The organism is Aeromonas sp. 159 (assembly GCF_963862045.1).
GTDB classification, from domain to species: Bacteria; Pseudomonadota; Gammaproteobacteria; order Enterobacterales; family Aeromonadaceae; genus Aeromonas; species Aeromonas veronii.
In genome coordinates this window covers 1-14,069 of record NZ_CAWLMI010000004.1, presented here as the reverse complement: position 1 = coordinate 14,069, position 14,069 = coordinate 1, and the positions used below count along the sequence as shown (strand labels likewise).

General features: G+C 56.2%; 15 protein-coding genes. All 15 read right to left on the bottom strand.

All coding sequences use genetic code 11. The annotated features are described in order from the left end of the window. On the bottom strand, positions 1–738 hold the full coding sequence (locus tag AACR14_RS00480) for a flagellar motor protein (protein WP_019444726.1): 738 nt from the start codon (positions 736–738) through the stop codon (positions 1–3). A gap of 2 nt (positions 739–740) precedes the next feature. After that, positions 741–1,856 (bottom strand): protein-glutamate methylesterase/protein-glutamine glutaminase, encoded by a 1,116-nt coding sequence (locus AACR14_RS00475; RefSeq protein WP_019444725.1) that lies wholly within the window; start codon positions 1,854–1,856, stop codon positions 741–743. A gap of 32 nt (positions 1,857–1,888) precedes the next feature. Beyond that, positions 1,889–4,075: a chemotaxis protein CheA gene (locus AACR14_RS00470; protein ID WP_019444724.1), complete on the bottom strand. Its 2,187-nt coding sequence runs from the start codon at positions 4,073–4,075 to the stop codon at positions 1,889–1,891. 11 nt (positions 4,076–4,086) lie between these two features. Continuing rightward, positions 4,087–4,827 (bottom strand): protein phosphatase CheZ, encoded by a 741-nt coding sequence (locus AACR14_RS00465; RefSeq protein WP_005353668.1) that lies wholly within the window; start codon positions 4,825–4,827, stop codon positions 4,087–4,089. Positions 4,828–4,839: 12 nt separating this feature from the next. Next, positions 4,840–5,211, bottom strand: a complete 372-nt coding sequence (cheY, locus tag AACR14_RS00460) for a chemotaxis response regulator CheY (RefSeq protein ID WP_005334709.1) — start codon at positions 5,209–5,211, stop codon at positions 4,840–4,842. Between the two features lie 123 nt (positions 5,212–5,334). After that, positions 5,335–6,054, bottom strand: a complete 720-nt coding sequence (locus AACR14_RS00455) for an RNA polymerase sigma factor FliA (RefSeq protein ID WP_019444723.1) — start codon at positions 6,052–6,054, stop codon at positions 5,335–5,337. Next, positions 6,047–6,922, bottom strand: coding sequence for a MinD/ParA family protein (locus tag AACR14_RS00450; protein WP_013723550.1), 876 nt, complete (start codon positions 6,920–6,922; stop codon positions 6,047–6,049). The genes AACR14_RS00455 and AACR14_RS00450 overlap by 8 nt, the downstream gene beginning before the upstream one ends. A gap of 1 nt (position 6,923) precedes the next feature. Further along, positions 6,924–8,348, bottom strand: coding sequence for a flagellar biosynthesis protein FlhF (gene flhF, locus AACR14_RS00445; protein WP_019444722.1), 1,425 nt, complete (start codon positions 8,346–8,348; stop codon positions 6,924–6,926). Between the two features lie 16 nt (positions 8,349–8,364). Next, entirely contained in the window at positions 8,365–10,467 is a 2,103-nt protein-coding gene (gene flhA / locus AACR14_RS00440; protein ID WP_005353675.1) for a flagellar biosynthesis protein FlhA, read from the bottom strand. A gap of 107 nt (positions 10,468–10,574) precedes the next feature. Beyond that, a complete protein-coding gene (gene flhB, locus AACR14_RS00435) occupies positions 10,575–11,705 on the bottom strand; it encodes a flagellar biosynthesis protein FlhB (protein ID WP_019444721.1) in 1,131 nt (376 codons plus the stop codon). Then, positions 11,698–12,495 carry a flagellar biosynthetic protein FliR gene (gene fliR, locus AACR14_RS00430; RefSeq protein ID WP_019444720.1) on the bottom strand — a complete coding sequence of 266 codons (798 nt, stop codon included), beginning with the start codon at positions 12,493–12,495 and terminating at the stop codon, positions 11,698–11,700. The genes flhB and fliR overlap by 8 nt, the downstream gene beginning before the upstream one ends. After that, the gene (fliQ, locus tag AACR14_RS00425; RefSeq protein ID WP_005334727.1) at positions 12,492–12,761 is read right to left on the bottom strand and encodes a flagellar biosynthesis protein FliQ; all 270 of its coding nucleotides are present in this window, start codon (positions 12,759–12,761) and stop codon (positions 12,492–12,494) included. The genes fliR and fliQ overlap by 4 nt, the downstream gene beginning before the upstream one ends. 25 nt (positions 12,762–12,786) lie before the next feature. Then, positions 12,787–13,560 (bottom strand): flagellar type III secretion system pore protein FliP, encoded by a 774-nt coding sequence (fliP, locus tag AACR14_RS00420; RefSeq protein ID WP_005334729.1) that lies wholly within the window; start codon positions 13,558–13,560, stop codon positions 12,787–12,789. After that, complete coding sequence (fliO, locus tag AACR14_RS00415) at positions 13,547–13,927, bottom strand: flagellar biosynthetic protein FliO (protein ID WP_005362049.1); 381 nt, start codon at positions 13,925–13,927, stop codon at positions 13,547–13,549. Before fliO ends, fliP begins: the two co-directional genes overlap by 14 nt. Beyond that, positions 13,924–14,069 (bottom strand): FliM/FliN family flagellar motor switch protein (locus AACR14_RS00410; protein WP_019444719.1); only part of this gene is annotated, 146 nt, incomplete at its 5' end. The genes fliO and AACR14_RS00410, both read right to left, overlap by 4 nt.

The following is a 14,069-nucleotide window of genomic DNA, read 5'->3' as shown; positions in this document are numbered from 1 at the left end:
CTACTCTCCTTTCAAATAGGCCCTAAGCCGGCGTTCAACCTGCAAGCCGTTTTCACCATGAGCGATAGCCAGCAGCCCTTCTAGGGTCATCTCCTGAAAGAGTGCATAGTGATAGTGAAATGCGCGTAGCCGGTTGGCGATAGGCAGGTAGATGAGGTTGGCAAACCCCACTCCATAGATGGTTGCAACAAATGCCACTGCGATCCCCGCCCCCAGCGCTGATGGATCTTCGAGATGAAACATGGCCTGGATCAACCCCAGCACGGCACCGATGATCCCGATAGTCGGACTGTACCCCCCCATAGCTTCAAATACCCTGGCGGCATGTTCATTGCGCTCCTGCTCGATATCGATATCGGCTTCGAGCAACATGCGAATATCTTCCGTGGAGACCCCATCGACAATCATGCCAAGCCCTTGGCGAGTAAAGTTGTCTTCCTCCTGCTCGGCCTGATTTTCAAGGGCCAGCAGCCCTTGCTGGCGCGCAAAGACGGCCCATGACTGCAACCGTTCGGCCTGCGCCGCGAGATCTTGGTGGGGAGGGGTAAAAATCCATAACAGCTGGCGCAACGCCAGCAGAATGTACTTGGCAGGAGTCTGCAACGTGACGGCACCGACAGTACCGCCCAGCACGATCAGAAAAGCAGGCCCGTCCACCAGCGTCAACAGGGAGCCGCCATGCCACAGTTGGGCAATGGCAATAGCCCCCAATGCCAGGAGCAGACCGAGCAAGCCCATGATTAGCGCCCCAACTCAACCAGAATACGCTGGGCCACCTTGTCCAGAGGGAGTGATTCGCTGGCAATTCCCGCTTTGGCTACTGCTTGGGGCATCCCATATACCACGCAGGAAGCCTCATCCTGAGCCCAGATGGTTGATCCCTGTTCTTTCAGCAGTCTGGCGCCATCACGGCCATCAGCCCCCATACCGGTCAGCACAATCGCCAATACCTTGTCGGCATAGGTCTTGGCCGCAGAGGCAAAGGTGATGTCCACACAAGGCTTGTAATTTACCTTGTCGTTGCCATCCACGATGCGAATGCGGGCCCCTGCACCACGACCTTCCAGCAGCATCTGTTTGCCACCTGGAGCAAGATAGGCATGCCCTGGTTTAAGCACATCGCCATCTTCCGCTTCCTTGACGCCAATCTGACATAACCCGTTGAGACGAGCAGCAAACGCGGCAGTAAAAGTGGCTGGCATATGCTGGATAAGCAGGATGGGATGGGGAAAATCCCCCGGCAACTTGGTCAGCACATTTTGCAAAGCAACAGGTCCGCCGGTAGAAGTACCGATCGCCACCAACTGATAACTCTTGCCACTGCGCTTGAATGAAGCACTTGGCACAGTGCGTTGCAGGTCAGGCTGACGATCAGGAGTTCTGGGCGCTATGCTGCCCAGAGGAGCACGAGCAACCGGTTCAGGTGCTTTGGGACGAGCAGTGGATGTCATCAGGAAGCGCTTGCGAGAGATCTCCTTCACCCGTTGTTGCAACAGTCTGACCGCTTCATCTTTGTCTCTGGCAATGTCCTCAAACTTCTTGGGCAAGAAGTCGAGTGCACCGGCGTCCAGCGCATCAAGCGTAGCCTTGGCCCCTTCATGGGTCAGGGAGGAGAACATCAGAATGGGGGTTGGGCACTTGGCCATGATCTCCCGCACCGCACTGATGCCATCCATCACGGGCATCTCTATGTCCATGGTGATCACATCAGGGCGCAGCGACATAGCCTTGTCCACCGCCTCACGTCCATTCTGGGCCGTATCAATCACCGTCAGCATGGGATCCTGATTGATGATCTCGCTCACCCGACGGCGAAAGAAGCTCGAATCGTCGACAACTAATACCTTGACTGCCATTGTTGTTTTTCTAACTCCTTGGGCCTGAGCTATTAATGTCTACGCGCATATGCTTTGAGCAGACTCGGCACATCCAAAATAAGAGCAATTCCGCCATCACTGGTAATCGTCGCCCCGGCCATGCCAGGCGTACCTTGCAGCAGGTTATCGAGTGGCTTGATCACCACCTCTTCCTGACCAATCAGACTGTCTACCACAAACCCGATTTGCTGAGTGCCAATCTGCACGATCACCACATGTCCGGTATCCTGGCGTGAACGCTTGTTGGCGCCACGAATCAACCATTTGTGCAGATAGAAGAGCGGAATCGCCTTCTCGCGCACAATGATGGTGAGCTGGCCATCAACCATGTTGGCCTTTTTCAGATCAAGATGGAAAATCTCGTTTACACAACCAAGGGGAAGTGCGAAGGTCTGCTCACCCACTTCAACCATCAGAGTCGGCAGAATGGCTAGCGTCAACGGAACCTTGATTTCGAGACGGGTACCTTTCCCCCAAGTGGAATCTATGTGCACTGACCCATTGAGGCTGACAATGCTGGTTTTAACCACGTCCATTCCGACACCACGGCCAGATATATCGGAGATCTCGGCCTTGGTTGAAAAGCCCGGAGCAAAGATCAGGTTATAGGCATCGTTGTCGCTCATGCGAGCGGCAGTATCTGCATCCAGAACACCGCGACTGATTGCGATGGACTTGAGTTTCTCAGGATCCATCCCTGCCCCATCATCCTCGATGCAAAGCAGAATATGGTCACCTTGCTGGGAGGCGCTAAGGGTGATCGTCCCTTGCCGCGGCTTGCCCGCTTTCTCCCTCACATCCGGCATTTCGACCCCATGATCGCAGGAGTTGCGAACGAGGTGAACCAGAGGATCGGCGAGCGCCTCCACCAGGTTTTTATCCAGATCTGTCTCTTCCCCCACCATCACCAGCTCAATCTCTTTCTTGAGGGTTCTGGCTAGATCACGCACCACGCGCGGGAAACGACCAAATACCTTCTTGATTGGCTGCATGCGGGTTTTCATCACCGCACCTTGCAGGTCAGCCGTTACCACATCCAGATTGGCAACCGCCTTTGACATCTCTTCATCATTGCTGGCAATACCCAGGCTCACCAGCCGATTACGAACCAGTACCAACTCGCCTACCATGTTCATGATGACATCGAGAGTCTTGGTATCCACCCGCACCGTCGTATCGCTTTGCACGGCACTGTTTTCTACTGGCGCAGGCGCCGCCTTGGCGGCAGGCGCTGGTGCTTTGGCTGCTTCGGCAGGTTTTGCGGGAGCAGCCGGTGCAGGTTTGGCTACAGGAGTGGCCGGTTTGGGCGGAGTCACCGCAGCAGGTGCGGCAGGTGCGGCAGGTGCCAGAGTACTCTGAGGCCCTTGGCCACGGCCATGCAATTCATCAAGCAGACGCTCAAACTCATCATCATCGATAAGCTCGTCCACCTCTTTTTGCACCGACTTCAGAGGATTTACCTCTGGCGCCCCCATGTGCTGTCCCTGACCATGCAGCTGATCCAGCAAGGCCTCAAACTCATCATCGGTGATATCGCCAGAGCCACCCGCTATCGGGGCTGCTGCAGCCGTCTTGGTCGGAGCCCCACCCACGCCGTGGAGCTCGTCCAGCAGACGCTCGAATTCGTCTGCAGAAATTTCATCGATCGAGCCGCCGCCATTGACAGGAGCAGGTTCGCTGCTGATGGCTGCGGGTTCAACAACTTCTGGAGCAACTTCTGGAGCAACTTCTTCAACAACTACCGGTACTGCAGGTTCAGATTCTACAGCCGCAGCAGCACTGGTAGCAGTGCGCAGTTGCTCTTCCCCTTCCGGCTTGCACAACTCGTGGAGGTCATGAAGCAAATCATCTGACGCAGGGCTGGGTGCTTCGCGATTTTGAACCTGGGCGAACATGACATTGATGGCATCCAGCGCTTGCAGGATTACATCCATCAGCTCCGCAGTAACGGTTCGCTTGCCATTACGCAAGATATCGAACACGTTTTCCGCACCGTGGCATACATCAACCAGTTCACCGAGCGACAGAAAACCAGCCCCCCCTTTCACGGTATGGAAACCGCGAAAGATGGCATTCAACAGGTTCTTGTCATCGGGCCGCTTTTCCAAGTCGACCAGTTGTTCAGACAACTGTTCCAATATTTCGGATGCTTCGACCAGAAAGTCTTGCAGTATGTCTTCATCAACTTCGAAGGCCATGCGTCACTCCATTAGAATCCCAAGCTAGACAGCAGATCGTCCACATCATCCTGACCATTGACCACATCGGCACGAGCCTCGGGGTTCATGATAGGGCCCTCTGCTTCAATCCCGTTGACAGGAATACTACGAGTTGAATGCTCAGCAGAAGCCTCACCAAACATGGTCAGCATTTCTATTAATTTTGTTTCAACTTCCTGAACAAGCTTGATGACCTTGCGGATCATCTGACCTGTCAAATCCTGAAAATCTTGCGCCATCAGGATTTCTGTCAGCAGTTGCCGTAATTTATCGGCATCAGACTCTGAAGCCTTAATAAAATCATCAAGTTGGTGACATAAGGATTTGAACTGCCCCACGCTCATGTCACGAGACATCAGGGCATTCCAGTTCGGCATCACCAGCTGGATATTGTCATTCAGGCGATCCGCTATCGGCAAACTGGCTTCCACCGCATCCATTGTGCGATTGGCCGCTTTGTCGGTCATATCGATAACGTAGCTCAAGCGTTCCCGAGCATCGGGAATATCATGAGTAGCCAAATCGGGAATACGGGGATCGAGGCGAAATTCTTGAAGTGAATCATGCAGTTGTCGGGTCAGCTGACCTACTTTTTCAAACAGATCGGCTGCGTTGGGGGCACATACTTCGGCAAGCAGTTCATCGGCCAGCTCAAATTCGCCTTGCTCCAGATGAGCAACAAGCATCCTTGCCTGGTCGAGCGAAATCATTGCTCTCGTTTTGGCCATCATCCCTGCAGCTCCTTAGCCAATTCGTTCGAAAATTTTGTCGAGTTTTTCTTTGAGCGTTGCTGCGGTGAAGGGCTTGACGATGTAACCGTTGACGCCAGCTTGGGCGGCTTCAATGATCTGCTCACGTTTAGCTTCAGCGGTTACCATCAGTACCGGCAGATGCTTGAGCTTCTCATCGACACGGATGGCTTTAAGCAGGTCAATACCTTGCATGCCAGGCATGTTCCAGTCGGTAACTACAAACTGAAAATCACCATTTTTCAGCATCGGCAGCGCTGTATTGCCGTCATCCGCCTCATGGGTATTGTTGAATCCCAAGTCGCGCAGCAAGTTCTTGATAATCCGGCGCATCGTTGAAAAATCGTCAACAATGAGGATTTTCATGTTCTTGTCCAAAATTCCCTCCTAAATAGCCACCAGAGTGGCTCACTTACATGATGCTAAAAACGGGTTGTGTCGTGCGGATTATGCCTTAGAGTTTCATCTCAGTGTAGCCAGTACAAACACTTATAGATGCCAATCTCTCAAACGAGCACGCAATCTGTGCATTGCCTGACTGTGGATCTGGCTCACACGCGACTCGCTGACATTCAAAACCTCGCCAATTTCACGCAAATTCAGCTCTTCATCGTAGTAAAGAGAGAGAACCAAAGCTTCTCTCTCTGGTAGACGACCAATTTGCTCGGATAATTGAATCTGAAATCGCTCGGCAGCCAATTCATCGAATCCCGAGCCTGAAGGAGCATCATCGGGGTTACCGATCACATCCTCGCTGACCCCCAGATCCTCGATACCGATAATTTTGCCGCAAGAGACGTCTTGCAGCATCGCATGGTAATCAGCGATGGAGACCCCCATCTCGGCAGCAACCTCGGTATCTCGCGCGTCACGACCGTGCGTCTGCTCGACATTCTCGATCGCTTCTGCAATAGCCCGACTGTTGCGATGCACAGAGCGGGGTACCCAGTCACCACGCCGGATCTCATCCAGCATGGCGCCTCGGATGCGGATCCCGGCATACGTCTCGAAGCTGGCCCCCTTGCTACCGTCAAAGTTGCGGGAGGCTTCAAGCAGCCCAATCATACCTGCCTGGATCAGGTCATCCAGCAAGACACTGCTGGGCAGGCGAGCCAACAAATGCTGGGCAATTCGCTTGACCAGGGGAGCATGACGCTCCACCAGCACATAGGAATCCTGATGACGCAAGTACGCTTGGGCTTTATTCACGGGAACCTTCCTGTGTTGTGGCCGGTTTCTGCAACAAATTTTCCAGGAAAAACTCCAGATGGCCGCCCGGCTGGTTGGGAACCGGCCAGCTCGCCGCCTTGTTGGCAAGGGCCCGGAACGCCAGTGCGGCCGGCGACTTGGGAAACGCCTCGACAATCAGCTTCTGCTTACGCACGGCGGCACGCAGGTTGGTGTCATAAGGTACACAGGCGACCAGCTCCAGCGAAGTGTCGAGGAAACGATCCGTGACCCGGGTCAGTTTGGCAAAGAGCTCCTGCCCTTCGCGCAGACTGCGCACCATATTGGCCACTACCTTGAAACGAAACACACCGTGATCCTTGGAGAGGATCTTGATGAGTGCGTAGGCATCGGTGATGGAGGTCGGCTCATCGCAAACCACCACCATGATGTCCTGAGCTGCTCGGGTGAAGCTCAGCACCATATCGGAGATCCCCGCAGCCGTATCCACCAGCAGGATGTCGACCTGGGTCTTCATCTCGCTGAAGGCGCGGATAAGCTCGGCATGCTGCACCGGAGAAAGCTCGACCATGGACTGGGTGCCCGAGGTCGCAGGCACGATCATCATGCCGTAAGGGCCTTCGACAATGATGTCGTCGATGGTGCACTCACCCGCCAGCACGTGAGAGAGGTTGCGATGAACCCGCAGCCCCAGCATGACGTCGACGTTGGCCAGACCCAGGTCGGCATCCAGCACCATCACCCGCTTGCCTTGGGCAGCCATGGCTCCGGCCACGTTCAGGGTCACGTTGGTCTTGCCCACGCCACCTTTACCACCGGAAACGGCGATTACTTTTACTCGATTGTTTTGACGCATTTTGCGCAGACCACTCGCCTGATCCATATACATGTTACTCATAAAACTCCGAATCTTCGGCCTCGCCAAAGCCTGCGCCCCAGAAATAGGGCTCCTCTGTTTCTCGCTCCAGCGAGCCCATGGCAGCCCCGACGAGCTGCGCCGCATTGGCAACCTGAATATCTTCCGGAACCCTTTGTCCGTCAGTGATATAGCTGATGGGCAATGAATTCTGGATACACACGTTAATCACTTCGCCCAGATTCAGACTTTCATCCAATTTGGTAAGTATGCAGCCGCTTAATGGAATACGCCGGAAATGGTCAACCGCCTCCTGCATCACCCGACGCTGGGAAGTTGCCGACATCACCAGATAACTGCGGATCCGCACCTTGGCATTCTTGACCAGGGTATCGAGCTGCTCGGTCAACCGGATATCCCGTTGGCCAACCCCGGCCGTATCGATAAGTACCAGCCGACGATGGCGAAACTGATAAAGGGCATTGGCCAGCTCTTCGGCATCACGCACCTGCCGCACCGGACACCCCATGATGCGGCCATAGGTCTGCAGCTGTTCATGGGCACCAATCCGATAGTTGTCGGTGGTGATCAGCGCCACCTGCTCGGCGCCATACTTCATGGCGAAACGGGCCGCCAGCTTGGCGATGGTGGTGGTTTTGCCCACCCCGGTCGGGCCAAGCAGCGCCACCGCGCCGCCCTGACGCATGATCTCGTCCTCACTGATCTTGAGCTGAGCCGTCAGCACCTCGGCCAACTGGGCCATCGCCTGATGGATGGACATATCTTCGGGGATCAGTCCCGCCAGTTGATCGGCAAACGCATCGTCAAAGCCCAGCTTCTTGAGCTCCTTGATCAGCAGTGCCCGCATCGGCTCGCGGCGCTCCACCTCTTGCCACATCAGCCCGGAGATCTGATGCTCCAGCAATTTGCGGATGCTGGCCATCTCCTTGCGCATCCCTTCCATCTCCTGATCCCGCTGGGCAGGTTGAGGGGCGCGCTGGCCGGAGGCAACCCGGGCCTTGGGCTTGGCAGGTTCGGGGGCTGCGCCCCACTGCCCCTGCTCGGCCAATGTTCTGGGCGCTGCATTGGCAGCGGCCAGACCGGCCGATTGGGTATTACCCATTGGCGCCCCATTGCCCGGCTTGAGCTTCTGCTGGCGCGCCAGCAAGGCGGCCAGGGTATCGGCATAATGTTCGTTCTGCTCCTTCGCCGGCGACGGCTCGGGGCGGATCATCTGCCGTGCAGCAGACGAAATATTGACGCTCTCATCGTTCAGCTGACGGCGAACCGGCGCATCTTTGGGCCCCGGAACCTGGGATTGATAATCGACTGCGGCGACTATCTCTACCCCTCCGGTAACCTTCTTGTTGGACATGATGACGGCGTCAGGCCCGAGAGTCTCCTTGACCTCGGCCAGAGCCGTTCGCATATCCTTGGCAAAAAACCGCTTAATCTTCACCCGTCGTCTCCGCTAACTAGTTCTGCCCTACCGCACTGACGATGCGGATCTGCTTGTCGTCGGGCACTTCCTGATAAGACAGAACGCGCAATCCAGGAATGGCATTCTTGACAAATTTCGCCAAGGTATTGCGCAAGATCCCCGATGTCAGAAGCACGGCAGGTTGGCCTTCCAATTCTTGTCGTTGAGTGGCTTCCACCAGCGAACGCTGCATCCGCTCAGCCAGACCCGGTTCAATACCGGCACCATCACCGCCACCTGCCTGCAGGGATTGATGCAATATACGTTCCAATTCCGGTGCCAAGGTAATCACCGGCAGCTCGGGATCGGGACCTGCAATCTCCTGCACAATCAGGCGACGCAGGGCAATCCGGCAAGCGGCCGTGAGCACTTCCGGATCCGGACTGCGCGGCGCGTATTCAACCAGGGTCTGCAGGATAGTGCGCATATCGCGGATTGGCACGCCTTCATTGAGCAAATTCTGCAATACCTTCACAAGGTTACCCATGCTGATCACTTCCGGCACCAACCCTTCGACCAGCTTGCTCTGATGTTTGCCAATCATGTCGAGCAGCTGTTGTACCTCGTCATGGCCCAGCAGCAGAGCAGCATGGTTGGTCAGGATCTGGCTCAGATGGGTAGCCACCACGGTCGCGGTATCCACCACCGTATACCCCAGTGTCTGTGCCTGAGAGACCATCTCCTTGGCAACCCAGACTGCTTCCAGTCCGAAGGCGGGATCCCGGGTGGCTATCCCCTGGATCTGGCCGAACACCTGCCCCGGATTGATGGCCATCTCCTTATCATGGTAGACATTGGCCTCGCCGGTACTGACCCCCATCAAGGTGATGCGGTATTGGTTTGGCGCCAGATCCAGGTTGTCGCGAATGTGGACGGCAGGGACCAGAAAGCCAAGCTCTTGCGAGAGTTTCTTGCGCACCCCTTTGATCCGGTTGAGCAGTTCGCCACCCTGATTGCGATCCACCAGCGGGATCAGCTGATAACCCACTTCCAGCCCGATGATGTCCACCGGCATCACATCGTCCCAGCTCAGCTCTTTCTGTTCATGAGGCTGCTCGGCTGTGGCAGGCAACAGCTCACCCTTGGCCGCTTTGGCGGCCGCCAGTTTCTCGCGGCGCAGCAACCACCAGGCGCCAGCGGCGGCAAGAGCCCCCAGACTCAGGAAGGCGAAATGGGGCATCCCCGGCACCAGTCCCATCATCAGCAGAATACCGGCGGAGATGATCAGGGCTTTGGGATTGTCAAACAGCTGACCCAGCACCGCAGTTCCCATGTCCTGATCGGTATTCTGACGGGTCACTATGATGGCGGCGGCGATGGAGAGCAGCAGGGAGGGGATCTGCGCCACCAGACCGTCACCGATGGCCAACAGGGTATAGATCTCGGCCGATTCGCTGAAGGTCAGCTGGTGCTGCATCATCCCGATGATGAAGCCGCCGATGATGTTGATAAAGAGGATCATGATGCCCGCAATGGCATCCCCTTTGACGAATTTGGAGGCACCATCCATGGAGCCGTAGAAGTCGGCTTCCTGGGTCACATCCTGGCGACGCTTCTTCGCCTCTTCCTGATTGATGAGGCCAGCGTTCAAATCGGCATCGATGGCCATCTGTTTGCCTGGCATCGCATCAAGGGTAAAACGGGCACTCACTTCCGCGATCCGCCCGGCACCCTTGGTGATCACCACAAAGTTGATGATCATCAGGATGGTAAAAACGATGATGCCGACCGCATAGTTGCCGCCGATCACCACGTTACCGAACGCCTCGATCACATGGCCGGCCGCCGCACTGCCATTATGACCTTCCAGTAACACCACCCGGGTCGAGGCAACGTTCAACGCCAACCGTAGCAAGGTAGCGAGCAGCAGTACGGTCGGGAAGGCAGCAAATTCGAGGGGGCGGCGGGTATAGACGGATACCAGCAGCACCACGATGGAGAGGGCAATGTTAAAGGAGAAGAGCACGTCCAGCATCAGCGGCGGGATGGGTAACACCACCATGCCGAGCGCGGCCAATACCAGCAGAGGGGTACCAAGGCCTTTGCCCAAAACTCCTCGGTACTCTTTGAACTGGCCCAATACTGCCTTGAATTCCATCGCGCTTCTCAATTTCAACCTGCTGGTGCCAGATTAAAGCAAACATCAGGCCAACAATACAAGACATTGAAATGCAATGGATTTATTTTGACTACGTCAGAACTTTGTCATTTGCGATATTCGGTCGGAATGGGGAGATCTTTAGCCAGTGGCTGGGGACGGCGCCCCTGACCACGACGGAATTTCTTGAGCTGGAAGACATAGGCGAGCACCTGGGCAACCGCAGCAAACAGCCCTTCCGGGATCTCGTGGCCCAGCTCGGTTGAGTGGTAAATAGCCCGAGTCAAAGCCGGTGACGGCATGATGGGGATCTCGTACTCTCTGGCGATCTCCCTGATCTTCATTGCAATTTCATCGGTGCCCTTGGCTACGACCTTGGGCGCGGCACCGGGTTTTCCCGCATCATACTTGAGCGCTACCGAGTAGTGGGTCGGGTTGGTGATCACCACATCGGCCTTGGGCACATCCCCCATCATCCGGCGCATAGCCATCTGCATCTGCAGCTGACGGATCTTGCCTTTTACCTCGGGCTTGCCTTCGCTGTCCTTGAACTCGTCCTTCACCTCCTGCTTGGTCATCTTGAGCTGACGCATGTGGTTCCACTGCTGGAACGGCACATCGATGGCCACGATGGGGAGCAGGGCACAGCAGAGGATGATCAACATCCAGAGAAACAACTCCAGCGCATCGATAATACCGCCGGGGAAACCCTCCATGGATAGGTTGAGCAGATGATTAAACTGACTTGATAACATCCACCAGGCAAACAGGGTGATGAACACCACCTTGGCGATGGATTTGACCAGCTCAATCAGCGACTGCACCCCGAACATTCGCTTGAGGCCGCTGAGCGGGCTCAGCTTGCTCATCTTGGGCATCATGGCTTCGGTGGAGAAGTTCATCCCCCCCATCAGGGTGTTGCCGATAAAAGCGGCAATCGCCACCAGCGCAAACAAGAGTCCCAGCGGAAGCACCAGTTCCCCCAGCAGCGCCGGCACCATAGCGATCATGGCATTGGGATCGAAGGCCTGCTCCCGATCCAGGGTAAAGCCCATGGTGACAACCTTGACCATGGCGGTCGCCAGCGAGCCCTTGAGCATCAACAGGCCAAAGACCGCCGAGAGCAGAACGCTGGCGGTCCCCAGCTCTTTTGAACGTGCAATCTGCCCTTTTTCACGGGCCTGTTGCAGTCGTTTGCCCGTGGGTTGTTCGGTACGTTCCTGGTCGGTATCAGCCATGAGCGCCCCCGAAGCACTGGGTGTTGATCAGCTCGCAGCTAACCTCCTGCACCCGCTCCCACATGATGTCGAAGTGACCGAGGAACCCGCCGATAGTGAGCCAGAGGATCAGCAGACCCGACATCATACTGACCGCAAAACCGATACTGAAAATGTTGAGCTGCGGCGCCGCCCGGGTCATGACGCCAAAAGCGAAGTTGATCAGCAGCAGGGCGACGATGGCAGAAAGGGCCATCACCAGTGAGGCCTGATACATCACTCCGAGAAAACCGATCAGGGTACGGATGGCCGGTAAAGTGAGTCCAGCGTCCGACACCGGCAAGGTTTCAAAGCTGAGGATCACCAGCCGCAGCATCACCAGATGGCCATCCAGCGCCAGAAATACCAGGGTCGCCAGCATCAGATAGAATTGACCCACCACGGGGGCAGACTGGCCATTCATCGGGTCCACCAGGGTGGCAAAACCCAGACTGGTCTGCATGGCGATGACCTGACCGGCCATCACGAAGCTCTCCATCAGAAACTGGGTCATCAGACCAAGGGCAATACCGATCAGCAATTGCTGGCCCAATACCAGAAAGCTGCCGGCAGAGAAGAGTTCAATGGGGGGCATTTTCGGGAGCAGCGGGGCAATCAGAAAGGTGATGGCCAAAGCCAGCCCCATCCGTACCCGCGCAGGAGCGAGGCGGCTGCCGAACACCGCCATCACCATCAGCAGACTGCTCACCCGCGCCAGCGGCCAGAGGATGGAAGACAACCACTCCATGATCAGAGCGGTTGTGTAGGTCATCCCACCACCTCGGGGATTTGATTGACCATCAGTATGAAGAAGTCCATCAGACTCTGCATTCCCCAGTGAGCACCAATTCCCAGGGCTAGCAGGGTCACGATAAGACGGGGCAAAAAGCTCAGGGTCTGTTCGTTGATGGAGGTGGCCGCCTGAAAAATGGCTACCACCAGCCCGATAGCGAGGCTGGGCAGGATCACGGCGCTGACCATGATATTGACCAACCAGAGCGCCTCGCGAAAGACGTCGACAAAGGTTTCAGGACTCATGTTCGGGCTCCTTGCGCTCGACCGGCTAACCGGCACCCAGTCCGAAACTGTTGGCCAGTGACCCCAGAATGAGGTTCCAGCCATCCACCATCACAAACAGCATCAGCTTGAAAGGCAGCGAGACGATCATCGGCGAGAGCATCATCATCCCCATCGCCATCAGAATACTGGCGACCACCAGATCGATGACCAGGAACGGCAAGAACAGCATAAAGCCTATCTGGAAAGCAGTTTTCAGCTCGCTGGTGACAAACGCAGGGATCAGCACCCGTAGCGGCACATCGGCCGGTTTCTCCACCTGCACGTTGGCGATCTCCATAAAGGTATTGAGATCCTTGATCCGGGTCTGGGCTAGCATGAACTGGTGGATGGGCAACTCGGCCCGCTCCAGCGCCTCCTTTGCCTGAATGGTCTCGGCCAGATAGGGCTGCAACGCCTCATCATTGATGCGATCCAGCACCGGCGACATGATGAAGAACGACATAAACAGGGCGATGCCGATCAACACCTGGTTGGAGGGACTCTGTTGCAGACCGATCGCCTGGCGCAAGATACCCAACACCACAATGATGCGGGTAAACGAGGTCATCATGATCACCATGGCCGGCAAGAAGGAGAGCGCGGTCATCAGCGCCAGCACTTGCAGGGTCAGGCTGTACTCCTGAGAGCCATCCCCCATGGTCTTGACGGTCACCGCCGACATGGCGTCCTGTGCCAGCGCTGGCCAGGAGCAAAACAGTGGTATCAGCAGGCTGACCAACAGCCCCGTTTTCAGCCATAAGCCGTTAGCTTTTTTCATGCTTGCCCATCAATTTGCCAAGCTGCTGGGAAAACGCCTGCGGCTGGTTTTCGTCCAGCGGCTCCTCCAGCCGGTAGAGAAAGTTGACCTGCTGCGGTGTTACGCCGACCAGCAACTGCTGTTCGCCCACCTTGACCACCAGCAGCTTCTCTTTGTAACCCACCGGCAACGAGGCGATGACCCGCATCTGGCCGCCCCCCATGGCGGTCGCCAGCTTGCTCTTCTTGAGCAGAAAGCCCAGCACCAGAATGAGACCAATCACCATCAGACTGGAGAGCAACCAGGAGCTCAGACTAGGCACGTTGGCAGATGCCGCTGTCTCGGCAAAGGCCGGAACAGGCAGCAATAACAACAGGAGGCGCATCATTTGAGCTTCTTGATCCGTTCAATCTGGCTTATGACGTCGGTCAGGCGGATACCGAACTTGTCGTTCACCACCACCACCTCGCCGTGAGCGATCAGGGTACCGTTGACCAATACGTCCAGCGGCTCGCCTGCAACCCGATCCA

Bases quoted from the DNA above. Each gene is read 5' to 3' on its own strand.
- AACR14_RS00480 (WP_019444726.1), bottom strand. From the start codon at position 738: ATGGGCTTGCTCGGTCTGCTCCTGGCATTGGGGGCTATTGCCATTGCC.
- AACR14_RS00475 (WP_019444725.1), bottom strand. From the start codon at position 1,856: ATGGCAGTCAAGGTATTAGTTGTCGACGATTCGAGCTTCTTTCGCCGT.
- AACR14_RS00470 (WP_019444724.1), bottom strand. From the start codon at position 4,075: ATGGCCTTCGAAGTTGATGAAGACATACTGCAAGACTTTCTGGTCGAA.
- AACR14_RS00465 (WP_005353668.1), bottom strand. From the start codon at position 4,827: ATGATGGCCAAAACGAGAGCAATGATTTCGCTCGACCAGGCAAGGATG.
- cheY (WP_005334709.1), bottom strand. From the start codon at position 5,211: ATGAAAATCCTCATTGTTGACGATTTTTCAACGATGCGCCGGATTATC.
- AACR14_RS00450 (WP_013723550.1), bottom strand. From the start codon at position 6,922: ATGTATATGGATCAGGCGAGTGGTCTGCGCAAAATGCGTCAAAACAAT.
- flhA (WP_005353675.1), bottom strand. From the start codon at position 10,467: ATGGAATTCAAGGCAGTATTGGGCCAGTTCAAAGAGTACCGAGGAGTT.
- flhB (WP_019444721.1), bottom strand. From the start codon at position 11,705: ATGGCTGATACCGACCAGGAACGTACCGAACAACCCACGGGCAAACGA.
- fliR (WP_019444720.1), bottom strand. From the start codon at position 12,495: ATGACCTACACAACCGCTCTGATCATGGAGTGGTTGTCTTCCATCCTC.
- fliQ (WP_005334727.1), bottom strand. From the start codon at position 12,761: ATGAGTCCTGAAACCTTTGTCGACGTCTTTCGCGAGGCGCTCTGGTTG.
- fliP (WP_005334729.1), bottom strand. From the start codon at position 13,560: ATGAAAAAAGCTAACGGCTTATGGCTGAAAACGGGGCTGTTGGTCAGC.
- fliO (WP_005362049.1), bottom strand. From the start codon at position 13,927: ATGATGCGCCTCCTGTTGTTATTGCTGCCTGTTCCGGCCTTTGCCGAG.